This is a genomic window from Shivajiella indica (genome assembly GCF_042683085.1).
GTDB classification, from domain to species: domain Bacteria; phylum Bacteroidota; class Bacteroidia; order Cytophagales; family Cyclobacteriaceae; genus Shivajiella; species Shivajiella indica.
Genome location: NZ_JBHUIV010000005.1, coordinates 91,910 through 114,267, shown reverse-complemented (window position 1 = coordinate 114,267; position 22,358 = coordinate 91,910). Strand labels below are relative to the sequence as shown.

General features: G+C 41.0%; 19 protein-coding genes. 4 read left to right on the top strand and 15 right to left on the bottom strand.

Annotation, left to right across the window (positions count from 1 at the left end):
• Positions 1 to 286: 286 nt before the first annotated feature.
• The 12 genes from ACFSKV_RS02550 to ACFSKV_RS02495 all read right to left on the bottom strand — a co-directional run bounded on the left by ACFSKV_RS02550 (position 287) and on the right by ACFSKV_RS02495 (position 16,334).
• The gene (locus tag ACFSKV_RS02550; protein ID WP_380800127.1) at positions 287 to 1,144 is read right to left on the bottom strand and encodes a ferredoxin reductase domain-containing protein; all 858 of its coding nucleotides are present in this window, start codon (positions 1,142 to 1,144) and stop codon (positions 287 to 289) included.
• A 29-nt stretch (positions 1,145 to 1,173) separates the two neighbouring features.
• Positions 1,174 to 1,365, bottom strand: a complete 192-nt coding sequence (locus ACFSKV_RS02545) for a hypothetical protein (RefSeq protein WP_380800126.1) — start codon at positions 1,363 to 1,365, stop codon at positions 1,174 to 1,176.
• Positions 1,366 to 1,375: 10 nt separating this feature from the next.
• Positions 1,376 to 1,954 carry an electron transport complex protein RnfA gene (locus ACFSKV_RS02540; RefSeq protein ID WP_380800125.1) on the bottom strand — a complete coding sequence of 193 codons (579 nt, stop codon included), beginning with the start codon at positions 1,952 to 1,954 and terminating at the stop codon, positions 1,376 to 1,378.
• On the bottom strand, positions 1,951 to 2,592 hold the full coding sequence (gene rsxE, locus ACFSKV_RS02535; RefSeq protein WP_380800124.1) for an electron transport complex subunit RsxE: 642 nt from the start codon (positions 2,590 to 2,592) through the stop codon (positions 1,951 to 1,953). Before rsxE ends, ACFSKV_RS02540 begins: the two co-directional genes overlap by 4 nt.
• Before the next feature lies 1 nt (position 2,593).
• On the bottom strand, positions 2,594 to 3,283 hold the full coding sequence (locus ACFSKV_RS02530; RefSeq protein WP_380800123.1) for an RnfABCDGE type electron transport complex subunit G: 690 nt from the start codon (positions 3,281 to 3,283) through the stop codon (positions 2,594 to 2,596).
• A complete protein-coding gene (locus ACFSKV_RS02525; RefSeq protein ID WP_380800122.1) occupies positions 3,280 to 4,293 on the bottom strand; it encodes an RnfABCDGE type electron transport complex subunit D in 1,014 nt (337 codons plus the stop codon). The genes ACFSKV_RS02530 and ACFSKV_RS02525 overlap by 4 nt, the downstream gene beginning before the upstream one ends.
• Entirely contained in the window at positions 4,286 to 5,635 is a 1,350-nt protein-coding gene (rsxC, locus tag ACFSKV_RS02520; RefSeq protein WP_380800121.1) for an electron transport complex subunit RsxC, read from the bottom strand. Before rsxC ends, ACFSKV_RS02525 begins: the two co-directional genes overlap by 8 nt.
• 4 nt (positions 5,636 to 5,639) lie before the next feature.
• Positions 5,640 to 10,547 carry a 2-oxoacid:acceptor oxidoreductase family protein gene (locus ACFSKV_RS02515; protein WP_380800120.1) on the bottom strand — a complete coding sequence of 1,636 codons (4,908 nt, stop codon included), beginning with the start codon at positions 10,545 to 10,547 and terminating at the stop codon, positions 5,640 to 5,642.
• Positions 10,548 to 10,675: 128 nt separating this feature from the next.
• On the bottom strand, positions 10,676 to 11,038 hold the full coding sequence (locus ACFSKV_RS02510) for a HEPN domain-containing protein (RefSeq protein WP_380800118.1): 363 nt from the start codon (positions 11,036 to 11,038) through the stop codon (positions 10,676 to 10,678).
• Between the two features lie 388 nt (positions 11,039 to 11,426).
• Complete coding sequence (locus ACFSKV_RS02505) at positions 11,427 to 12,917, bottom strand: M43 family zinc metalloprotease (protein WP_380800117.1); 1,491 nt, start codon at positions 12,915 to 12,917, stop codon at positions 11,427 to 11,429.
• A complete protein-coding gene (locus ACFSKV_RS02500) occupies positions 12,918 to 13,562 on the bottom strand; it encodes a hypothetical protein (RefSeq protein ID WP_380800116.1) in 645 nt (214 codons plus the stop codon).
• Positions 13,563 to 13,934: 372 nt separating this feature from the next.
• Entirely contained in the window at positions 13,935 to 16,334 is a 2,400-nt protein-coding gene (locus ACFSKV_RS02495) for an ABC transporter permease (RefSeq protein ID WP_380800115.1), read from the bottom strand.
• A 470-nt stretch (positions 16,335 to 16,804) separates the two neighbouring features.
• Here ACFSKV_RS02495 and ACFSKV_RS02490 point away from each other — a divergent pair, with 470 nt between their 5' ends.
• From ACFSKV_RS02490 to ACFSKV_RS02475, 4 genes are all read left to right on the top strand, one after another.
• On the top strand, positions 16,805 to 17,689 hold the full coding sequence (locus tag ACFSKV_RS02490) for a dioxygenase family protein (RefSeq protein ID WP_380800113.1): 885 nt from the start codon (positions 16,805 to 16,807) through the stop codon (positions 17,687 to 17,689).
• A gap of 45 nt (positions 17,690 to 17,734) precedes the next feature.
• Positions 17,735 to 18,955 carry a C45 family autoproteolytic acyltransferase/hydolase gene (locus tag ACFSKV_RS02485; protein WP_380800111.1) on the top strand — a complete coding sequence of 407 codons (1,221 nt, stop codon included), beginning with the start codon at positions 17,735 to 17,737 and terminating at the stop codon, positions 18,953 to 18,955.
• 128 nt (positions 18,956 to 19,083) lie between these two features.
• Positions 19,084 to 20,151 (top strand): DUF3500 domain-containing protein, encoded by a 1,068-nt coding sequence (locus ACFSKV_RS02480; RefSeq protein WP_380800110.1) that lies wholly within the window; start codon positions 19,084 to 19,086, stop codon positions 20,149 to 20,151.
• 27 nt (positions 20,152 to 20,178) lie between these two features.
• Complete coding sequence (locus ACFSKV_RS02475) at positions 20,179 to 20,319, top strand: hypothetical protein (protein ID WP_380800109.1); 141 nt, start codon at positions 20,179 to 20,181, stop codon at positions 20,317 to 20,319.
• A 51-nt stretch (positions 20,320 to 20,370) separates the two neighbouring features.
• Here ACFSKV_RS02475 and ACFSKV_RS02470 read toward each other — a convergent pair whose 3' ends face one another.
• From ACFSKV_RS02470 to ACFSKV_RS02460, 3 genes are all read right to left on the bottom strand, one after another.
• Complete coding sequence (locus ACFSKV_RS02470) at positions 20,371 to 21,291, bottom strand: alpha/beta hydrolase (protein ID WP_380800131.1); 921 nt, start codon at positions 21,289 to 21,291, stop codon at positions 20,371 to 20,373.
• Between the two features lie 157 nt (positions 21,292 to 21,448).
• Positions 21,449 to 21,868: a PIN domain-containing protein gene (locus ACFSKV_RS02465; RefSeq protein ID WP_380800107.1), complete on the bottom strand. Its 420-nt coding sequence runs from the start codon at positions 21,866 to 21,868 to the stop codon at positions 21,449 to 21,451.
• Positions 21,865 to 22,119, bottom strand: a complete 255-nt coding sequence (locus ACFSKV_RS02460) for a DUF6364 family protein (RefSeq protein ID WP_380800106.1) — start codon at positions 22,117 to 22,119, stop codon at positions 21,865 to 21,867. Before ACFSKV_RS02460 ends, ACFSKV_RS02465 begins: the two co-directional genes overlap by 4 nt.
• Positions 22,120 to 22,358: the final 239 nt, after the last annotated feature.

Here is a 22,358-nt window from a genome sequence, read left to right as displayed (position 1 = left end):
TTCCAGCTCCTCCACTACTTGCTTCTTAAAGCTAATACTGTACCTGTTGATTTCTCGAACCGTTTTTGTCATCTTTTTCCTGTTTTTAGTTTGACTTAATCTGTCAAGCTATTTCAGGACGTGACACATAATTCTACATTTCCAACTCCTCACTCCTCACTCTCCACTCATCACTTCCTACATCTACCACTAAGAGATGTTTCGCTTCACTCAACATGACGCAGGGTCTCTGCCCCACTTTCACATCCGACATTCCTTCTCACCTCTCGCTTCTAGTATCTCGCCTCTAATAAATCACTTCTGCCCATTTCTTTCCCGCAATCAGTTCCGCTTTTCTGTTCTCCCATTTTTCTTTGGAACCCATGATATTGATGAAAGCTTTATTCAGGTTTTCTTTTACTTTTTCATATCCGGCGATATAAATGTAGGTATTGGCATAAGACAACATTTCCAATATTTCTTCCGCCCTGGATTCAATGGCCTCATCCAACAAAATTGGATCTTCCCAATGTGGACGTGGACTAAGAGCATGAAAAGCCTCAAAGGTTGCCTTATCATAATAATTGGTCAGATCACCGTCTTTGTCATTAAGATAAAGTAATTCCAATCCACTTTTTGCGCCATAGAACAGGCGGATTTTGCCCTTCCAATCCTTCTCCTGGCTATAGATATGCTTGATAAATGCCCTGAAAGGAGCAATTCCTGTTCCCATACCTATCAAAATCATATTGGCATTTTTATCTTCCGGAACTTTAAATGGAAGTTCGAATGGACCGGTAATGGTGATTTCATCTCCAGCCCTTCTGTCGCAGAGATAATTGGAACTTACTCCATGGTATAATTCTCCACTAAAATCATCTACGTAAGAGCAGCGTTTGACGAGCATGGTAATTTTGGTGTTGCCATTTTCGGTAGCCGGTAAGTCTGCTACACTGTATAACCGATGGTGAAATTCGTTGCCAAAATCACTGCTATGTTTCACCAAAACACCGAAACTTTGATCCACTTTGCACTTGAATCCAGGATCTTCCACCTCCAGAATTATTTCCCTGATTTCTTCCTTATTGGTCGGGGTGAGTCGGTGTGTTTGCTTCACCTTTGCTTTATATTGCTGCTTGGTATTGAGATCTGATAAATAAGACATAGCAATAGTATTTTATGTGGTTGAATATTTTATCTTGATTTTTCTTTTTTACAAACTTTGGTGCAACCGCAGTTGCCACAACTTCTTCTTTCAGCTAAAACATCTACATCTGAAATGTTTTCCGAAAAGGTGTTCCGCCAAAGGGACTGAACACCAACCCAGGCCAGCATCATGGCTACTATGGCCCCGATTCCGATTATATAGGTGAGTATATTTTCCATCCTTAATTTTTTATCCTAATCCAGAAAAGCCCATGAATGTCAATGATAATATTCCTGCAACGAGTAAGGTGAGGGCAGTTCCTTTAACCACATTCGGTACTTCGGCAAATTCCAACTGTTCCCTGATACCTGCCATGAGAATCAGCGCCAGGGTAAATCCTGTCCCTGCACCGAGTGCATAAATCAGGCTTTGGGATAGACTGTAAGCTTTACTCGTTTGGAATAAAGCCAATCCTAAAATAGCGCAATTGGTTGTAATCAATGGAAGGAATATCCCCAAGGCCCTGAATAGGGCAGGGCTCATTTTTTTGATAAACATCTCTACCAATTGGACAGTGGAGGCGATGACCACGATGTAACTGATAAGCTGCAGGAATGGGGCATTGATTGCAACCAATAAAGCATGGATGCCATATGCACATAGAGAACTGATAAGCATCACAAAGGTCACAGCTCCCCCCATTTTGGAAGCTGTTTCCATTTTACCGGAAACCCCAAGAAAGGGACAGATTCCAAGAAAATAAGCCAGCACGAAGTTGTTGACCAAACTGGCATTGATAAATATGCTCCAATAAGATTCCGTATTCATACCTGTGCCTTTTTAGATTTGAAGAAATTGAAGAGTAAGAGCCAAAGCGCTAAGGTAAAAAATCCCCCAGCCGGCAGAATCATGATGATCCATTCCTGGAAGGATCCGGGAAAGATCTCGATATTGAAAATTGTCCCATTGCCCAACAACTCCCGTACTGCACCCAGGCAGAAAAGGGCGAAAACAAAGCCCAATCCCATGCCTAAGGCATCCATGATGGACTTCCCGATGCTGTTTTTAGAAGCAAAGGCTTCCGCTCTACTAAGGATCAGGCAATTGACAACGATCAGGGAAATAAATGCTCCTAAGTTTTTGTGCAGATCCACGCTGATGGCCTGAATGGCATAATCCACAATGGTCACGAATGTGGCAATGATCAGGATGAAGGAAGCTATCCTCACTTGTTTTGGGATAAAGTTCCGTAGTGATGCGACCAATATGTTGGACATCAAAAGGACAAATGCAGTTGCCAGCCCCATCGCGAGTGCATTTTGAGCAGTATTGGAAACGGCCAAAACAGGGCACATGCCCAAGACCTGTACAAATACTGGATTTTCACGCCAAAGCCCTTTGATAAATTCATCTGTCGAGCTTGGTGTGGTTTTCAGTTCAGTATTTTTTGTTATCCCAGCACTCATTTTAATCCAGTTTAAATTTTTCCAATTGATTGTAGATCAGAGGAATCATGGTGGAGGAACTTTCTCCAATAATATTTCCTATGGCTCTTGATGAAATTGTTGCACCTGTTATGCCATCTACTTCCCATGGATTGGTTTTACTTCCCTGCTTTACAGGTACCACTTTATTCTTAATCTGTTTGTAATCCTCTGTTAGAGCTACTGAAAGGGCATTGAAATTGGAAAGGAAATTTTCATCTTTTTCAATTTTATCTCCCAAGCCAGGCGTTTCCTTGCTTTCTAAAACATACATGCCAACTACCGTTTGGTTGGAGGGATTGTAGCCGTACAAAATCCGTATTACATCCGCATATCCTTGACCGCTGGCCTCTATGGCTATCCCGACTAAACTTCCTCCATCATCAAAACCCGCATAGACCAATTTTTTGCTTCGGTCTTTCCCATCTGAAGGGATAAAATTTCCATCTTCAATCAGTTCAAATATTTTGGTTTGGGATATTCCCGGTAATACCCTGAATACTGCTTGTTCGAGCGCTTCTGCTTTAAGTTTTTCTATCCTTTCTTTAGTGCCTTCGTAAGTCAACACAATCAATAGGGCACAGAAAACACCAATTCCTACCATAGCAGTCAGCATTTTTTTACTCCCTTGTGAAGCATCTGTTGGGGATGGTATGGTCTTATGTTGGCTCATTTTATCATTTTTTTAGTGCCATAGACTTTAGGTCTGATCATTTTGTCAATTTGTGGGCTGAGGGCATTGCCCAATAAAATGGCATACATAACCCCTTCCGGAAGACCGCCCCAAATCCTGATGACTACCACCAGAATACCTATGAAAGCCCCATAGATCCAAACCCCTAAAGATGTGATAGGAGAACCAACCATATCAGTGGCCATAAACACAGCACCCAACATCAGACCTCCTGAGAAGAGCATAAAGAGGGGGGAGGGGTAAACCTGATTATCGAGGAGATATAAGATACCGGTAAGGGCAAATACCGAAGCAAGTATAGCCACTGGAATTCTCCAGTTCATCATTTTTTTGTAGACCAAATAGAATCCGCCCAATACGATTATCAAGGAAGAAGTTTCTCCAATCGAACCACTGATAAGGCCCAGGGCGAGATCTGAGGTTTCAGCTGTTATTTTATCAAATTTGAATGCTGAAAGTGGAGTAGCCCCGGAAATGCCATCTATTATGGGTTCAGAAAAAGGAAGAGCCAAGACCGATTTGGAAATATTTAAAAACCTATCTTCCAAGAAAGAGGGATACCAAGTAGTAATGGCTACAGGAAAGGCCGCCTGAAGAAAGGCTCGGCCTACCAATGCGGGATTAAATGCATTGTATCCCAATCCTCCAAACACGAATTTCCCCAAACCTATGGCCAGAACCGCGCCTAGCAAAGTCATCCAAAGCGGGAAAATCGGTGGTAAAGTCAGTCCCAGAAGAATACCGGTTATCACTGCAGACCAATCTGATATTGTACTTTCTCTTTTGGACCACCTACAAAGCAGGTGCTCGGTGAGCAAACAACCGAAGACAGAGGTTGCAATGACCAACAGCGCATTGATCCCAAAGGCATAAATCGAAAACAATACAACAGGCATAAGGGCATAGACCACATTTTTCATAATGAGATCCGTGCTAACATCCTTTTTAATGTGAGGTGAGGAACTGATATGTAGGGTCTTGCTAAGCATTGTTTTTTTGTTGGGTGTTGGCTTTCCTTTTTCGGACAATTCCTTTTGACAAACGGAAATATTGTACCAAGGGGATATTGGAAGGACAGACATAGGAGCAAGAACCACACTCAAAGCAATCCATCAGATTGTACTCTTCTGCCATGGTATCGTAAGCTTCAAATTTGGCCAAAATCCCAAGCTTCGAAGGATTCAGGAAAATGGGGCAGGCATCCACACAGGCACCACATTTGATGCAGGGATAGATTTTGTCAGTTTTTTTAACATCATTGTCCCCAAAAACCACAATACCGGAAGTTCCTTTGACAATAGAAATATCCAAACTTGAGGCTGACACTCCCATCATAGGTCCTCCCATAAATACTTCATTGATATTATTACTGGCCCCAACCTGTTCCAGTACATATCGGAGTGGCGTACCGATAGGAATCAGGTAATTCCCTTTTTTACTGATAGCAGGGCCTGTAATGGTAATCACTCTTTCCTGGATCCCTTGACCGTGAGGCAATAACCTGCCAATCTCCGCTGTTGTGGCCACGTTGACAACTACCGCATTCACATCGATGGGTAAACCCCCAGAAGGAACTTCTTTTCCAATTATGGCAGTAATCAGCATTTTCTCTGCTCCCTGCGGATATTTCACAGGAACAACTTGCACCTTTACGGGCAGGTCAGTTGGAATTTTCCTTGAGAGATGGTCAGCAGCATCCTGTTTGTTGGCTTCAATGCCAATGACCACTTCTTTGGCTCCTGTTACTTTCAACAGATACCTTATTCCCATGAAAATATCATCTGCCTGCTCTAACATGACACGGTGGTCGGTAGTGAGATAAGGTTCACATTCAATCCCATTGATAAGAAGGTACTCACATTTTTTTCCATCCGGGATTTTGAGTTTCACATGGGTTGGAAAGGCTGCCCCACCCAAACCTACTATACCGGCATCCTGAATTCCTTGCAGAATTTCTTCAGGACTGGCAGAAAGCGGGATGGGTTTGCCTTCAATAGTTTCTTGTCCGGAAAATGGAAAGGGCTCCAAGTAAATTCCCGGTACCATCTGACCAGAAATTACCGGGACATTGGCAATTTTCCTAACCTTTCCCGAAACTGGGGAATGCATGGGAACAGACATATAACCATTAGCTTTGGCCAGTAATTGCCCCCGTACTACTTCCTGACCTTCTTTGACAATAATTTGTGATGGAGAGCCAATGTGCTGCTGCATGGGAAGAATGATAAGAGGAGCAAATGGGAATTGCCGGATGGGCAATCCATTTGTCTCCTCCTTGTTTTCCGGGGGATGAACGCCATGCTTGAAGGTATTTGAAGCCAGGTTGAACATGGGATCAATTAAATTTTTCGCCCCTTTTTATCCATTTTTCCATATCGGCGCCGTTTTTATCGGCAGGCAATCCGGGATGGATGACTCCAGCTGTACATTTTTCTGCTGCTTTGACCAGATCAGAATACGGTCCGGCATTGGGATCTTTGATATAGGCTTTTTTATCGTTATTGTAGGCGAAAACATTGGGATTGAGCTTGATGCATTCATCACAGGAAGTGCAGAAGTCAGTTTCTAGCCAAGGAGCCATATATTCTCCATTAGAACTAGGAGCTGGAATATCCGAACTTGCTGTATTTTTTTCTTCCAAAGCGAGATCCATGATGCCTGCGCCATTATCTCCTGCCAACTTCATCAGGCCTTTTGCAATTCTACCTACCACTTCGGCTCTTACTTTGCTTTCCATATCTTCAACCGGTGCAGCTTTTTCTGCTTTCACTCCGGCTATTGCTTTCAGCATAATCCAGAAATCACGGCGTTCTTCACAGGAATGGACCATGGTTTTGGAGACCAACACCCTTGTTAGGTGCTGCTTCCTGTCCACTGCCCAGATGAATGGGAACTTGCCTTCTCTTTCAGATTCATCCAAACCCAGGAACTCTTCCAAAACCACCATGTTTTCATTCCAGGTATCCCTTGGCGCATTTCTGAAATGTTTCCTGAATCGTGCTTCGGTTAAAGCAAAGTCGGCAAAGGTCATGGCGACCTCCATAGTTTTCTGACGGCCATTTTCAAGGTATTTGAGTTCGTAGGTAGGCCAGATTTTATCCAGGGCGGGATTGCCTTCCAGATCAAAGGCCTCCTGAGGAGTAACACCCTTCTCAGGATTATATCTAAACAAAGGATAAGCACGTGATTCTACCGCCAATTTCGCCTGATGGGCTCCAAGATCATCTGCAACGCCATGTTCTGGCTGGCAGGTAGTATACAAATTGAAAAGAGCAGGTCTTTTGGCCATCAACCCATCTATGAAACCTTCGATCATATGGCTGGTATTGGCTAGAGTGGATTGCATGACAAAAGTGTTTCTATGAGCCATGGCAATCAGCCCTATTTCTTTCCTTGGTTCAGGCTTGCCTTTCCAAACTTTGCCAAATTGAGCCATGTCTGATACTTGACCGATAAATCCGGAAGTACAGGCCTGTCCTCCGGTATTTGAATACACCTGTGTGTCAACTACCACCACTTTGATCGGCTTGCCGGAAGCCATCATTCGGGAAAGATTTTGGAAGCCGATATCATACATGGCACCATCCCCACCCAATGCGACTACAGGAGGGCACAATTTCCATTCCTCGTCCGTAAACTGTTCCCAATTGAAATAGGTAAAGAATTCTTTTTGTTCCCTGGAATTGTAATTCCCTTTCAATTCCATTTCTGCTTTTCGGATCAGTTTGAAACCATCTGCCATTTTTGCCATATGGCCTTCAAATATCCCCATGGCCATGGAGGTACTGTCTTGGAATAGGTGGTTGGCCCAAGGGAATGGATAAGGATTGTAAGGATAAGTACTTCCCCAAACTGAAGTGCAGCCTGTGGCATTGGTCATACCCATAGTAGAACGTCCTTTTCCGGTTGTTCCATTGGTATATTTCCATAATAAATGTTTCAATCCTGCCAGCATTTGGGTGGTTTCATGCAGCCATTCCTGATCAATTGGCTCTGAACCTTTTTCTGACTCCAATCGACTTGCAATGGAAGACATGGTCAGGTCTCCTCCCTTCATCTCAGAAACAATTTTGGACATCAGATTGCTGTCCATCACATTCATGGTTTTCATGAGACGTATTTGAATGTGTTTTTCCAGTTTTTCTACCAGTTCCTCCAGATAAGCGACATGTTTTTCAACCCTTGGAAGCATTAGGGATTCTACGGTAGCCATAAAGAGATGGACCACAGACTTTTCAGAACAACCCAAACAGGCACCATCTCCACTTGCGAAACTTTGATAAGCACTCTTGTCCAAAAGGATGGTTTCCAATGGGCCGATTTTTTCTTCCAGGTTGTCTATCCTATTGAATTTCTTTGGTGTGTTGGGAAGTTCAGACCAGACACTCCATTCCTCGCGGAGCCTGTTGATCGATTCGTCTGTTTGCTTGACAATCCTCAAGGCATCATCATCACAGACGGCCACGCATTCCATACAACCTTTACAGGTAGTTGGATTGACTGTTATGCTGAATAATCCCCCGCTATTTGCTTGCTTTTTCTCATGAAGGTCATAATAAGGACGGGTCAATGCAAATTGGAAATCTCCCAGTTCATCTCTGAACCATTCAAGTTCTGTTGCTAAAAGTGAATCCTTTTTCTCTTGGCTAATAACTTCATCTATGGCTTCATTGATCAGGTTGTTGACAGTGGCTTCACCATGGGGTTCATTGAAAAGGGTGCGGATTCTGGGTTCTAACTGTTTAACGGTTTTAGGTAAAAACTCCAGTTTGTCGTGTTTCCTTTTGACTCTTTTCAAAATGGTATCCAAAACATCGGATAATTCGCTGACCAACCCAGGAATAGCGGTATCAGGGCAGACCGTATAGCAGTTTCCGCAAGCAGTACAATTATTGGCAATCCATTCAGGATGTTCAAAGCGTATACCTGTCATATCCCTGAATAGAGAAGATGTTGCAGGCATCACACTCAACCCAATAAAGGGATCAGTCAGGTTGTCATTGCCTTGTCCAGTTTGATAGAAATTGCCTGTTTGTTCCCAAAAACGGTGGATATCACTGAGTTTGGATTCACTCACAGGGCTGTCTTTGAGCATGGATGGGATAGGAAGCGCAGTATGTCCATTGCTTTTTTCGGTTTGTGCGCCAAGAACTTTATTTTTTATTTCGTGAACTTCATCAAATCCCCGTTTCACTACCCGCATATTGTCATCTACCACCCTTTGGCCTTTGCTACCAAACTTGTGCTGTAATTGTTCTTCAATGGCTTTGAGTAATGCTTCATCACTTAAACCTGCCTTTTCCATAAGTGGTGAGGCAGCAAAAAATGCACCTTGGAAGGCAATACCTTGCATCCTTAGCTGAAGTTCCGGATCGGTGGCTTCCTCTCTGGCAATTTTGAAACCATCTACATAAAAAATTCGGATCTCGTTTTCAATGATTATTTTCTGATAGTGCTTTGGAATATCTGCCCAAACTTCATCCGCGGTTTTCTTCTCACTTTGGATGATGAATGTTCCCCCATTTTTAAGACCTGCCAGGGCATTGGTGTGCTTAAACACATTTGGATCGGGTGACAGCACCACATCCACGAAGAAATATTCACAGTTGATATTGATAGGTTCCGGGGCAGCAGCCAGGTAATAGGTAGTAGGCTGGCCTTTCTTTTCGGAACCGTATTTTGGATTGGCCTTGATGTCATAACCCAATAGGTCAAATAAGGTCATGGCCAGGTTTTTTCCTGTGGTAATGGCTCCCCAACCTCCTATGGAGTGGAACCTGACGGTAATGGCGCCTTTAGGCATCAGGTTTGGATTTTCAGATCCATGTACTGCCAAGTCTTTTACAAAAGGGTAGGCATCCTGAATGCTTTCCTGATGGGCTCTTTGTTTTGGGGAAAAGGCATTTTCCCTTATAAAATCAATGGATAAATAGAAATATTTCTTATGCTTGCCATCTGGGAGCATGTTTTCAATTGCTCCGATGATACCCTCTGGTTGCAAATCCCGGCTACCCATCCCAAAGGAGCCTGAATAGAGGGATGGCATGTCATTAGGAGTATAAGATGCCAGTTCAGGATAAGGTTTTTCTTTTTTGTAATTTCCGTTTTCCAGGCATTTGGTGATCACTGCCCTTGTTTCCCGCATAATTGGCGCATCTTCTGCCAAAGGCTGATCCAATCTTTCCAAGATGGTGACCCCTTTTCTTCCTTTCAATATATTTCCGAGAAGATCTGCCGGGAAAGGCCTGAACATTACAAGATCTACGACCCCTACTTTTATCCCTCTTGTTTTTCTCAAATAATCGACCACGGCTTCAGCACTGGAAACAACGCTTCCTTGTCCAAGAATCAGGTAATCCGCGTCTTCTGTTTTGTAAGTCATCACCCGTCCATATTTTCTGCCAGTAAGTTGGTAAAACTCTTCAAAAGCCTGGTCTGTAAGTTCTTTGATATGGTCAAAAAAGAAAGGCCTTTGAGCAGCCACACTTTGCATGTAGGAATCCTGATTTTGGACTATGCCTGCCATCAAAGGATTGTCTACATCCCACAATTCCGGTATCCTTCGGCGTTTATCACCATATATGATCCTTTGGGCTGGAGTTGGGGTATCAATGATATCATCAGGGCGGCCCAAAAATTCTTTGATCAGTTCGCGTTCAGGTAATAATAGAGATTCAATGAGGTGGGTGGTGAGGAAGCCATCCTGTGCAATGACCCCGGGATTTAGGGCAAGTTCTGCGATCCTGTGGGCAATGATATTAAGGTCAGCTACATGTTGGGCTTTTTTGGCAAAAAGTTGAAAAAAGCCTGTATCATCAATGGCGTGGTAATCATCGTGGCCAGCGTGGACATTTAAGGTGGATTTGGTAATGGCTCTTGCCCCTATATTTAAAACATAAGTCAGTCTTTTACCAACTGCTGCGTATAGAGATTCATGCATATAGGCGATGCCTTGACCGGAAGAAAAATTGGTAGACCGTAACCCGGTCATGGATAGTCCTGCAGTAACAGCCGCTGCAGCATGTTCCCCTTCAGGTTCAATGAAAATCAGCGGTCTTTCAGAAATGTTTAAGTGACCTTTGGCAGCTTCCTCTGCCCAATATTCACCCATTTGGGTAGAAGGGGTGATAGGATAGGCACCGGCTGCATCTGAGGACTCCCTTTCGCACATAATAGCAACAGTATTTCCGTCCATTGCCACTCTTACACCGGGGTATTTGAAATTTTTATTTTTGTTTTCCATGACAGTTTTGGGTTGTCAAATTGTTCTTAAGAGGTGAATAGGGCTATTTTCAAATGAAAACAGCATTAGCATTTGTGTATATGCTGACCAACTTTATATAAAGCGGAAAAATAAAATGGATTTACTTTTTAGCTTAAGCCCACCAAACCTCGGGTCTGCTTGGCAATTTTTATAAATTCCATGGCGGTGTGCAGATTGACCATCAACCTGTCTGCATGTTCCGCGTCCAATAATGGATTGAGATCAAGTTCCTTAAATTTAGGATCAATATTGTGGCATTGATGAAGTAACTCTTTGATGTGGTTTGAATTCTGGATATGAACCCCATGATTGAGGAGGTAGCCTGTAAGGTATTTTTCTATGGCTTTATAAGCATGCTTGCATACATTGTAATGTACCACATCTTCTTCAGGTCTGCACAGCTCTTCCTGGGCTGTATTCAACATTTCCTCAGCTTCGGAAAGTGTTGATTTGGATTTAATGTCGTTCATGGCTGGAAATATTTATTGGAAAAGGTATCCTATATTTTTGCTCAAGGTATCCACATAAAAGCTTAAAAATCATGACCTAAATCATTTTTTACCATGATTTACATCAATGGGGCTAGAATAAAAGGTGAAAAAAACCATGTTGCTTAAAAGAAAACTTTTAAAAGATTAAATCCTTCTAAGTAGTACTTCTAAAGGGGTATTTTCCATTTCTCGGCCAATGGGTTTTAGCCGGGGTAAGTACCACTACTTGGATTCAATCCATTTGGGATGATCCATACCAAAACCTTTTTAAAGGTAAAGTCATTATTCTACTAGAATAAATCAGTTCTAAAAATTCCAATCCGGAAGATTGTGTCCCGAACTTCGGGAGATTAAAATACAGATACTCTTAGAATTGACAAATGATGGGTTTGACATCAGGATTCAGTTCCCCTTTTTTTATAGGTGTAAGCCTGGAGGATTGCTGGTTTTCCACTCTCGGGAAAAATAAGGCTATATCATAGACCGCTCTCATTCTTTCTCTTTGGTCAAATGTAAAATGATCTACATCCCTTAAATAATCCATGATATTGGTGGAGATAAAACTCTTTCCGTCGCAGGTTGATTTGTTATTACTGAAGCGCTCGATTTGACTTCCCTGAAGAAGATGTGGAGGGGTATCTTCACAATAATCTCCAACATCACAATTGTCGAAAGTATGGTAAAGACCCAAAAAGTGACCCAGTTCATGGGCTAAAGTATATGGGTTTGGATTATTGTCCTTTATGGCAAAATTATAGTCAAGCGTAATGGAATAAGGAAAATCAAAAACCTGGTCCGTATTGACAAAAAGGCCGGGTATGGAATTATCGGGTATGTCAGGTAAATAGGCATAGCCCGCAGCGAATCCGATATTGTCAATAAATACATTAATATAACGGTTGGGATCCCAAATGGCGTTGAATTTCACCAGATCGTAATCGCTACTGTTTTGGGAGAAATCATTTGAAACAGTTATAACATTATAGCCCAGCACAGGCAAAGGGTTTCCCTCAGGATCTTTGTCCGCTAATCTAAACCTAAAATAGCTATTGACTGAATTCAAATTTCTTCGGAAGCTTGTTCTAAGGGAATTGTTAAAAGCAAAATTTGATTTCATGATCTGATCGTTCATCTCAGATGGGGAGATTTTAGGCCCATTGGAGAAAACATGAAAGATGATGGGCATTTCATAAACAGGCAAAATTTTGTCTTCCCGGGAGTCAATTTTAAGTGTATTGCTTTCTACTCCAAAGACCTTGGCTTTGGCATCAAGAATTCCTAATTGTTCTACGGAAATATTGTTTAGCCTGTCATTTTTCTGATTGCCGACCTGTAATTCCAAATTTCTAAAAATCTGATCTTCCAATCCGGTGATTTCTCCTTCAGGTCCAAACACTTTGATGGTAAAGTCCAGATTTCCGATTCCTTTGACTATATGTGAGTTTCTGGTTGTTGCAGCAAAATCGAGCACTACTTCCCTGATATATTCAGGTCCGACCACTCTTACTTCTATATTATTGCTAAAAACCTTTTCTTTTGTTGGGAAGGCGGCCCTCATCTGGTAAGTACCTTTTCGGGAAAGATCCAGTGTAGGTTGATTAATAATGGAATCAGTCAGTAATAAATCATATGGAATTGGCCTATTGTCAAATAAAGGCCTGTTATTTCTGTCAAAAAATCTAATGGATAGGTTGAGATCTCTCTGAAGGTTTTCTGAAAAGAAAAGCGTAAGGGGTGTAGCTATCTGTATCCTGTCAATCTGGTTAAGGTAAAAAGAATTCTCTTCCTCCCTTTCTACCATACAGGAATTAAAAAGGAAGAAAATGAGAATAAAAGAAATATACTTTAAGGTATTCATCTAGTAGACAAGGATAAGTTGAACCTGATTGATGCTGTTTGAAATGACCGGATCTTTGACGAAGTCATTAAGGGATTGGTAATACCTCAATTCCACCAACCTTTTTCCGATATAAGCACCTATTCCATAGGAAAAACCATATTGCAGGGAATTGGTTTCCACTTCGAAATTACTGACCGGATCACCGTCCAATGTAGTTTTCTGAGAGCTGCTGAGATAATACTTGGCAAAACCGCCAAATGAAACCTGACCTTTAATTTTGCCCCCATAAGTTAAAACTAAAGGTAGGGCATCTAATCCTAAAATAAAGTTATTAAATGTAGTTATCGCTGAAATATTGGGATTTATAGAATTATTGGATACCATTTGATATTCCAGGTAAGGTTCGATCCTGAACCGGTTCCAATCTGTGACTTTCCAGTCAAAAGCCATTCCCAAGGCAATTCCAAATTTATTATCCGAAGCAATCTGGCCAAAAGACAGATCCCCATAATCGAAAAAATTCAAAGAAGGGGATAGTCGTATCCCCATTTTCATTTCAGTTTTTTTGGCCGGGATGCTATCGGAAAGGAAAGCTTCTTCAGCTTCTTGGCCAAAAGCCTGAAAACAGGTTAAAAAAAGGATTGGTAAGAAAATTCTTTTCATTTGATAGGTATAAATCAACTTTTGTTACCCAGTTTTGAAAGTATTCTATCCAATCAAAATCCTGATTTGAAATTTAATTGATTTCCAAAATTGAGCTTTGGAAATTAAGGAATTATGTCAATTAATTCAACGGAATAGGGAATTTTGATTTCGTGCTTCCTGCCCAATTGACTTAATGGTTTATTTTGGAAGATCATAAACAGCATTATATGGATAATATTTGATCAGATTGTTTCTTTAATTGATTGCAACGTTTTTTAAACAAATTACATTAAATTGAAATATGTCCACCATGCTAAATATAACCCTTATTTATAAGAACTTAGGTTATTGGGTCCTGCAACTTTTCGTAAATTTATACTCCTGCCTTTATTAATCATTCTTAAGATTATCAGCAGGGTTGGAGAAGGCAGCGCGAACTGCCTGTGAACCTACAGTAAGCACAGACAAGACCAGGATCAAGGCGATTGCCAATGAGATGGTGCCCAAGCCCATATTGACCCTATTGGCCAAGGTTTGAAGCCATAGGTTATTGAGAAACCATGCTGCCGGTAAACCAACTACAATCGCAATTAGGACAATTTTGATAAAACCCATGGACAATTGCAGGGTGATTCCTGAGGCTGTTGCACCCAGGATTTTCCGGATGGCAACTTCTTTGATTTTTGTTTCGGCAATATAGGTAGCCATTCCCAACAATCCCAAACAGGAAATCATAATGGCCAGAAATGCCACTACTCCTACAACTTTGGTCAATAATCCAAAGAAAACCTGGTACATCTCCCTCATCTCAAAATCGAAGAAACCATAATCCATTTTAAGGTCAGGGTTGATTTTGTTCCAAGCTGTCTGAAGAGTGGCTATAATCTGGTCTTCACTTCCATTATATTTCACCTGAAGCTGACTGAACCCCTCGGGATTGTACATCAATGCCATCGGGGCATCATCCATCAGTAAATTTCTGTGGTTATAGTTGTGTACTACACCAATAATCTCATATGCATTGAGACCATCGCCTTCAAAAATTATATTTCCCAAAGCTGCACCAGCTGTTTCAAAACCTAATTTTTCTACTGCCAATTGATTAATGATGACCTTTGATTTGTTCGATTCGGGAAGTTGGGAATTGAAATTATTGCCAGCAATCAACTCCAAACCCATATTGTCCAGGTAATCCTCATCGACTTGGAAATAATCTATGTTCAGTTTCTCTGCTTCTGCAGTTGTCCTAAAATCCTCACCAAAAGTAATTCCGGATCCTGGTATGTGGGAAATTCCGGAAACACTTTCCACATTACTGTAGTGGAGCAGTTCAGATTTCAACAGCTCATAACTGGTATTGTTGAGCCTTACCAACATCTTGTCATCAACGGCAAACCCAACATCTTTGGTTAGAAAAAACTTTGTTTGGTTGAAAACTAATATAGCGGATAAAATGAAGATCAGAGAAATGGAAAATTGCAGGACCAATAAGGACTTCCGTAAGCCTAAGGCAGAGAATAATTTCACCCCTACCAAATTCTTCAACACTTTGATGGGCTGGAAAGAAGACAGGATTACAGCAGGGAAAAATCCGGCCAATATACCTACCAAAATCGCAAACCCGATTAAATAAGGGTACACTTCTAGGGAGGTGGAGAAATCCCATCTTAACACCTGAACCAGTTTGAGATTCAGTAAAAAAGGCTTGATCAATATGACAATCATCCATGAAAAAATCAGTGCCAACAATGCAATGACTACTGCTTCTGTTAGAAACTGTGTGAAAATCTGTATTCTTTTTGCACCTGTTACTTTTCTGACGCCGATTTCTTTGGCTCTAGTTAGTGATCGCGCAATGGATAAATTGGTAAAGTTGAAACAGGAAGTAAGCATAACAATTATTGCCAGTCCACCTAAAAATATGACCACAATTTTTGGTAAAATAGGTCCTATGGGATTGTTGAGATCCGGTCCCGGCGTAATTTTCGTAAGACTTTGCAAAGCAAAGGAATTGGTTTGAGGTTCACTTTGGCCGTATTGGGCAAAAGCGATTTCATTGAGGCTTTTTTGAATTTGTTGGGGTGAAAGCCCTTCCTCCAACAAAATGTACACATATCCGTCATAGATGTTCTCCCAAGAATCCAATGAACTTTTGTAGGAACTGTCTGATGCAGCTTTACTGCTCAGGGTAGAGATGGAAGCTAATCCATCAAAAATAATATGGGACTTTTGGTCAGGCTGATCTTTCAATACGCCAGTTACTTTGTAATCTCCTTGGTCTCCTACCTTAATCACTTCCCCTATGGGGTTAGGAGTGGTAAATATTTTTTCTGCAGCTTCTTTTGTCAACACTACCGAATAGGGATCAATCAGGGCTGTGGCTGGATTTCCCGATTCGAGTTCCAGTTCAAAAATTTCAAGAAATTCCGGGTCTGTATAAAAACCGGTCACAGGGATATTGATGTCTTTTTCAAAATCCACCATACTCCTGTTCCCAAAGCCCCTTTTAATGCGGACAGCCTTTTCAATTCCGGTATAATCCTCAAGCAGGACATTCCGTACAGCCAAGGTGGTGGAAGCAGTGGCTTTCCAATTATTGGGTAGTGTATTAATCCTAAAAATCCGGTCTTTCTTTGAGTTATGACGATCAAATTTATATTGGTCCATGACCAACATGATCACTATCAAACTTAGAGACATACTGATGGCCAAACCAAAAATATTGATAAATGAAAATGTACGGTGCCTGATTAAATTCCGGAAGGCTACCTTTAAATAATTTTTCCACATGGCTTTTTCTATTTTTGGTTATATGAATGAAATAATCACTAATGTTTTTCAATTTTGAAAACTTGGATTCCAATAAAGTGCCAGATAATTATGCCCTAAAACTTCCAATAAAGTTGTATTTATTTTTTTTTGATAATAAAAATGGACAGAATTGTTCGGTGAGGGACGATTTTAATTTTCAAACTTTAATCCATGATAATGACCTTATAGCTTGATTTTTTACTATTCGTGTTATTTCAGACAATTGATAAGAAACAAGGTCTTTTATTATAAATCCATCGCTACCTATTGACAATTTAATTGAGTTAAACTGTGATTGCTTTAATCACTTCGGAAAATATTTACCCTGTTCCGGACAGTTTATTGGGTTGTTGGTACTTGATTCATTTGGTAAAAGCTGATTTTAAAGTATCTTTTTTAAGATTGGTTATAATTACTGCCTATTTAACATGACTTAAACAGCAAGGGAAATGAAAAGAAGAAATTTTATCAAAACATCGGCCCTTTGCGCTACAGCAGTGAGCGCATTTGGATTTATCCGGTTTGATGGCGAAAAATATATAGGAGATTGTGCTACGACCTCTGATATTTTGGGACCATTCTATAGACCTGGAAGTCCGGAACGAAACAACTTAGTTGTTCCAGGTTCGAAGGGCCAAAAGGTAGAACTCCTCGGTAAAATCCTCCATCAGGACTGCAGCACTCCCTATAAAAACGCCAAGGTTGAGCTTTGGCATTGTGACGAAAACGGCGTTTACGATAATTCCACCCCAGCATTCAACTACCGAGGTACGGTACAAACTGACAATGAAGGCAATTATTCTTTTCAGACCATCCTCCCTGTGCCTTATGATGCAGGAGGGGGATTGATCCGACCTGCACATTTCCACATGATGGTGACAGCGGATGGCTATCAGCCTTTGGTTACCCAACTGTATTTTACCGGAGATAAAAATATTCCCAAAGACCCTTGGGCAAATGCTGCCAAAGGCCGTCATTTGAAAGTGGAGGATATTCCAAACGGCGTTAGCAAGGTTGTTTTCAATGTGGGCATGGCTAGAACATTGGCGGTGGAACCTGCTTCTATCGACAAACTTACCGGGACTTATATTCATGAAAGTGACCCAAATAAAACGATCATCCTTTTCAATAATCAAAATACAATTTGGGTAAAAAATGAGGTTTTTGGTCAGGAATACATTTATGCAGGTAATAACTTATTCGTCTATCCAGGCAATCCGGAAGGAAGTTTTGACAGGCTTGAGTTTGAAATCAGTCCTTCCGGGGCAGTTAAACTGACCCATTCCATACAATATGTTGACTTGGGAAAAGCAACTGAAGTTTATGTCAAATAGGGTGATTATTAAAACAAAATAAAAAAGTATTTTCTAGATACACATATGAAATTGAAAACAAACCTACTTTCCGTTATATCACTGATTCTATTATTGGCATGTAGCCCTCCTTCAGAAAAAGAAACTACTGCAAAAGAAATTTTTGCCATAAGCGAAGTACCCAAAAGAGAACTCAGAGAGGTTACTTTTTCTGGTTCTGGTTATGAATTGGGAATGCAACATGGGCAGTTTTTCAAAAAGGAAATCGGAGAAATCGTATTCAAATGGAGAGAAAGTGTAAAAGACCAATTGGAAAGAGAAGCCGATGAGGTGTTAAAAGAATTTTTTGCCTATGCAGATTTTGAAGGAAGCATCAAGAAATGGACTCCTGATCTCTACGAAGAAGTGAGAGGAATTGCTGATGGTTCAGGGCAGGATTTTGATCAGATCATGGTATTTAATCTGTTGGATGAGTTTTGGGTCTATCTGAATTCCATCGAAAACCATCACTGTAGCAATATCGGTGTCCCTTCAGTAAACGGTGGTCTTTCCAATATTGCCCAAAACATGGATATTGAACCCTATACGGATGGTTATCAAACACTTTTCAGAATCGAAGCTACTGCCGAAAGGCCTGAACAGTTGGTGCTTTCGCATCCGGGTTTGATTGCCCTGAACGGAATGAACAGTTCAGGCGTAGGTATGATCATGAATACCATTATGCAGCTTAATGCTTCCAATTCAGGATTACCTGTAGCCTTTGTGGTTAGAAAAGTACTTTCTTCTACGGATAAGGATGAGATCATTAAGTTCATCACCTCAATCAATCACGCTTCGGGACAGAATTACATCTTGGGAGTAAGGGGGGAAGTTTTCAATTTTGAGGCTTCGGCCAACAGGGTAGTGAGGTTTGATCCGGGAAACAAAAATCAAACCGTATACCATACTAATCATCCCATTGTCAACGATGATGTAAAACCTTGGTTTGCTGAATATAATCCTAATGAAATTGCAGATACTATCCCTATTACCTCCAACAGTTATATCCGATTGGCAGCTTTGACAACAAGAATTGCCGATAGGAATGCTGTCACAGATGACCATATCAAAGATGCACTTCGCTCGAAAGATGACGCCAACAATCCGGTGTGCCGGTCGGTAGATCCCAAAAAGAATGGATTCACATTTGCATCCGTGGTGATGACATTGACAGGAGAGCCCTATCTTCAAATTACAGCTGGCCCCCCTTCGGAAAGTGAGTATTTTACGGTTACTTTTTCCAATTAGGATAGGCTTGTTATTATGCTTTCTCAAATCATATTTTCATATAATGGAAGCGCTTTAAGCTAAAGACTGCGTAAAAATCCATTAATAACAATTACCTTTTATCCAATCCATAACCACTGACTTCAAAAATGAAAAAATCACTATTGATCCTTTCCCTGATTTTGACAACTTCAACCGGGCTTTTTGCCCAGTCCAAAACAGATATGGTCAAAGTCACCAACGATTTCCTGGAGTCTCTTTCTTCCGATGAAAAAAGTAGCGTTCTCTTTGCCATGAATGACAGCCTTCGAACCAAATGGACCAATCTTCCTATTGGTTTGGCACCAAGAAAGGGTTTGCGGTATGGCGATCTCTCCGAAGACAGTAAAATAAAATTCCATAAAATCCTAAGTACAATTTTCAGTTCTCAGGGATACCTCAAGACCTTTGCCATCATGCAGGTAGATGACATTCTTCATGAGATATTTGAAATAGCCTATGAGAGAAATCAAATTGATGAGCAGACCATTGGATTTATCCGCAAATTGAACTGGGATTATGGCAATTATTTTATAGCGATTCTGGGGAATCCAACTATGGATGATGCCTGGGGATTCAAATTTGAAGGGCACCATATTTCAATTAATCTTACAGTAACTAAGGATTCATTTAGTATGACCCCACTTTTTCTTGGTTCGGATCCGGCAGTGGTGGAAGTCACCCAATATGCAGGATTGAGGCCGCTGAGTAAGGAGGAGGATTATGGTTTTTGGTTTGTCAATACATTGGATGAAGATCAAAAAGCCAAAGCTACCTTAAGTCAAGAAGTACCTGGAGATATCCTAACCAACCCAGACAGACCCCAATGGTATGAAGAATTTATGGGCATTAAAGGCTCAGATCTCAGACCTGAGCAGCAAAATATTCTCCATTACCTGATTGAAGAATATATGAGAAATATGGAAAGGGAAAAGGCAGAGGAATACCTCGCTATTCTGCATGCGAGAGGAATGGATGAGGTTTATTTTGCCTGGATAGGAAGCTATGAACCCATGAAACCACACTATTACATGATCCACAGCCCTGATTTTATTATTGAGTATGATAACGTTGGCTTTTTGGACAATGCCAATCATATCCATTCTATCTTTCGGGAAAAAGGAAATGACTTCGGTGAAGACATTCTCCGAAAGCATTTATTGGAACATAAACATTGAATCCTATTCAGTAAAAATTTATCCTAATTGATTCAGAATTTGGAGGCTTATGTTTTGAACAGAGCTTTGGCAAGTAGGGGTATGCCTGACTTTTCGGGAAGATTGACGCAGAGTGATGTCGAAAAGATCAAAGCATTTATCCAGATTAGTGTTGATGCTGCTCAGTAATCACTAAAACAGGATAAAGTTGAATCTTTTCGACAATCCTAATGCATTACCTTACTTGGCAACCATAAACTTGTTTACATCAAGCCAGTGGATAAAGGCCTCAAACCAACGGTTACTGGTCCGGTTGGGATTTCCTAGGCCGAAACCGTGTCCCCCGTTTTGGTAAAGGTGAAATTCCACCGGAATGCCTGCTTTGTACCATGAATCGATGATACCAAACTGACCTCTGAAAAGGAAGTCATCCGTTGCGATGACATTAAACATAGGTGGTGCATTTTTTGGTACTTCTACTGGACCCATTCCCCCATAAATTGGACCTATAAAGGCGAGTTTCATGGTTTTGGAGTGTAAGGTAGAGTGCATGGTCAACCCTGCACCGGCAGAAAAACCAATCATGCCAATCCGATCTGTATCTACACCCCATTCTTCAGCCCTATTGACAATCATGGCATAAGCTGCTTCGGCATCTGCCAGTTGGTTGGATAAATCTCTTTGTGGTGGGGCAGGAGTAGTGTTACTTCCTGAACCTTCTGAAGAAGGGGCCGGGGCAGGGGTGCGTGGACGGTTCATCCAAGCGGAAAAATCTTCAAGGGATTCCGGAGTTGGGTTAAGTCTGTATTTGAGTACAAAGGCAGCGATTCCCTGGGCTGCAAGGGCCTCTGCCACTTCCCAACCTTCATTGCCCATGGAAAGCCAGCTGAAGCCTCCGCCCGGTGCAACAATTACTGCTGCCCCGTTAGCCTTTCCAGGTTCAGGGAGAAAAGGAGTGAGCGTGGCAGTGGAAATGTTTCGTGCCATCGGATCCCCCCACTGTCGGAACCAGGTCTCAGGAGCGGGCTGATTTTCGACACCTCCGGTTCCGAGTAAGATAGCGTTTGGCTCCGCTGGAGCTTCGAGAGGGTATATGGTGCCGTCCTGTGCCATTGCAGTAGAAGCAAAGGCCATAAAGAAAGCCAAAAAAGCCTTCAGCATAAAGAATCTGTGTGGGTTAGACATGGTTAAATAGGTTAAGAGATAGGTTTAATTGATAATGTCTTTGATTATTTTTTCCAGAGTTGACAGAATAAAGCCTTTCTTGATTTTATAATTTAGGGATGAATATATAAAAAAACTGTCAATATTACACTTATTATTTTCCAAAATACTTTCTAACAAATTCCTGTGAATTCAAAACAGGAAGTTCCGAAAAATAAAAATCAGTTTTATCTTCTGTCAGAATGACTTCACAACCTGAATGTAATGCTGAATAGTATTCAAGGCCATCCTTAAAATCAAACACCTTGGGATTCATAATGGCACTTCGAACAATTTCCTGATTGACAAGGGTACTTTGGACTTTTTGACACAAAATTTCCAGTTTCTTTTTTGCCAGTTTTCTCCCACTTTTTTTCTCAGAAAAATAAAAGATAATGGCCAAACAGATGGGAGAGGTAAAAATCTGATAATTGGGATTATCAGCCAAACTCAAAATTCTTGAAGAATAGTTAAAAAGTGGGTATTCATGATTGAGGACGGATATAAGGATATTGGCATCAATGAATATTTTCATTTTTTGGTGTTAAAATATTCGGATTTCATTTGTTTCCGGGAAGGGCTTTTCTTGTATTCGGTCTGCCCTTCAGCCAGGATGCTGATCCAGTCTGCTAAAGGCATATCATCCAAAGTCTTGTAATCGCCGGAAGTGATTTGGGCATATAGATATTCTGTCAATCTGGATAGACTGATATTTTGTTTCGCCGCAAATTCCTTTGCCTTTTCAATAACCTTTTTATCAAATGAAAGTGTGATTTTGGCATCCATGGTCTTAATTAGTTATACGTTTAATTTAAAAAATTTATACGTATAAATCAAAGTTTAATTCTATACAATAATAAAGGGTATTTTAAAAGAGATAATTATAGAAACTTATTGATATTGGGATATTACGTTAAGCTAAGTCTAAGGTGACCTAATGATTGGGAGGGTTAGGCTAGTGAGGTGATTTATTTCAAAAACAATTCCTTTATCCATCATGAAAAATTAAAGGATAAATCCTAAAT

Excerpts from the sequence above, each read along its gene's own strand:
- ACFSKV_RS02550 (WP_380800127.1), bottom strand. The coding sequence starts at position 1,144 with ATGTCTTATTTATCAGATCTCAATACCAAGCAGCAATATAAAGCAAAG.
- ACFSKV_RS02545 (WP_380800126.1), bottom strand. The coding sequence starts at position 1,365 with ATGGAAAATATACTCACCTATATAATCGGAATCGGGGCCATAGTAGCC.
- ACFSKV_RS02540 (WP_380800125.1), bottom strand. The coding sequence starts at position 1,954 with ATGAATACGGAATCTTATTGGAGCATATTTATCAATGCCAGTTTGGTC.
- rsxE (WP_380800124.1), bottom strand. The coding sequence starts at position 2,592 with ATGAGTGCTGGGATAACAAAAAATACTGAACTGAAAACCACACCAAGC.
- ACFSKV_RS02530 (WP_380800123.1), bottom strand. The coding sequence starts at position 3,283 with ATGAGCCAACATAAGACCATACCATCCCCAACAGATGCTTCACAAGGG.
- ACFSKV_RS02525 (WP_380800122.1), bottom strand. The coding sequence starts at position 4,293 with ATGCTTAGCAAGACCCTACATATCAGTTCCTCACCTCACATTAAAAAG.
- rsxC (WP_380800121.1), bottom strand. The coding sequence starts at position 5,635 with ATGTTCAACCTGGCTTCAAATACCTTCAAGCATGGCGTTCATCCCCCG.
- ACFSKV_RS02515 (WP_380800120.1), bottom strand. The coding sequence starts at position 10,547 with ATGGAAAACAAAAATAAAAATTTCAAATACCCCGGTGTAAGAGTGGCA.
- ACFSKV_RS02510 (WP_380800118.1), bottom strand. The coding sequence starts at position 11,038 with ATGAACGACATTAAATCCAAATCAACACTTTCCGAAGCTGAGGAAATG.
- ACFSKV_RS02505 (WP_380800117.1), bottom strand. The coding sequence starts at position 12,917 with ATGAATACCTTAAAGTATATTTCTTTTATTCTCATTTTCTTCCTTTTT.
- ACFSKV_RS02500 (WP_380800116.1), bottom strand. The coding sequence starts at position 13,562 with ATGAAAAGAATTTTCTTACCAATCCTTTTTTTAACCTGTTTTCAGGCT.
- ACFSKV_RS02495 (WP_380800115.1), bottom strand. The coding sequence starts at position 16,334 with ATGTGGAAAAATTATTTAAAGGTAGCCTTCCGGAATTTAATCAGGCAC.
- ACFSKV_RS02490 (WP_380800113.1), top strand. The coding sequence starts at position 16,805 with ATGAAAAGAAGAAATTTTATCAAAACATCGGCCCTTTGCGCTACAGCA.
- ACFSKV_RS02485 (WP_380800111.1), top strand. The coding sequence starts at position 17,735 with ATGAAATTGAAAACAAACCTACTTTCCGTTATATCACTGATTCTATTA.
- ACFSKV_RS02480 (WP_380800110.1), top strand. The coding sequence starts at position 19,084 with ATGAAAAAATCACTATTGATCCTTTCCCTGATTTTGACAACTTCAACC.
- ACFSKV_RS02470 (WP_380800131.1), bottom strand. The coding sequence starts at position 21,291 with ATGCTGAAGGCTTTTTTGGCTTTCTTTATGGCCTTTGCTTCTACTGCA.
- ACFSKV_RS02465 (WP_380800107.1), bottom strand. The coding sequence starts at position 21,868 with ATGAAAATATTCATTGATGCCAATATCCTTATATCCGTCCTCAATCAT.
- ACFSKV_RS02460 (WP_380800106.1), bottom strand. The coding sequence starts at position 22,119 with ATGGATGCCAAAATCACACTTTCATTTGATAAAAAGGTTATTGAAAAG.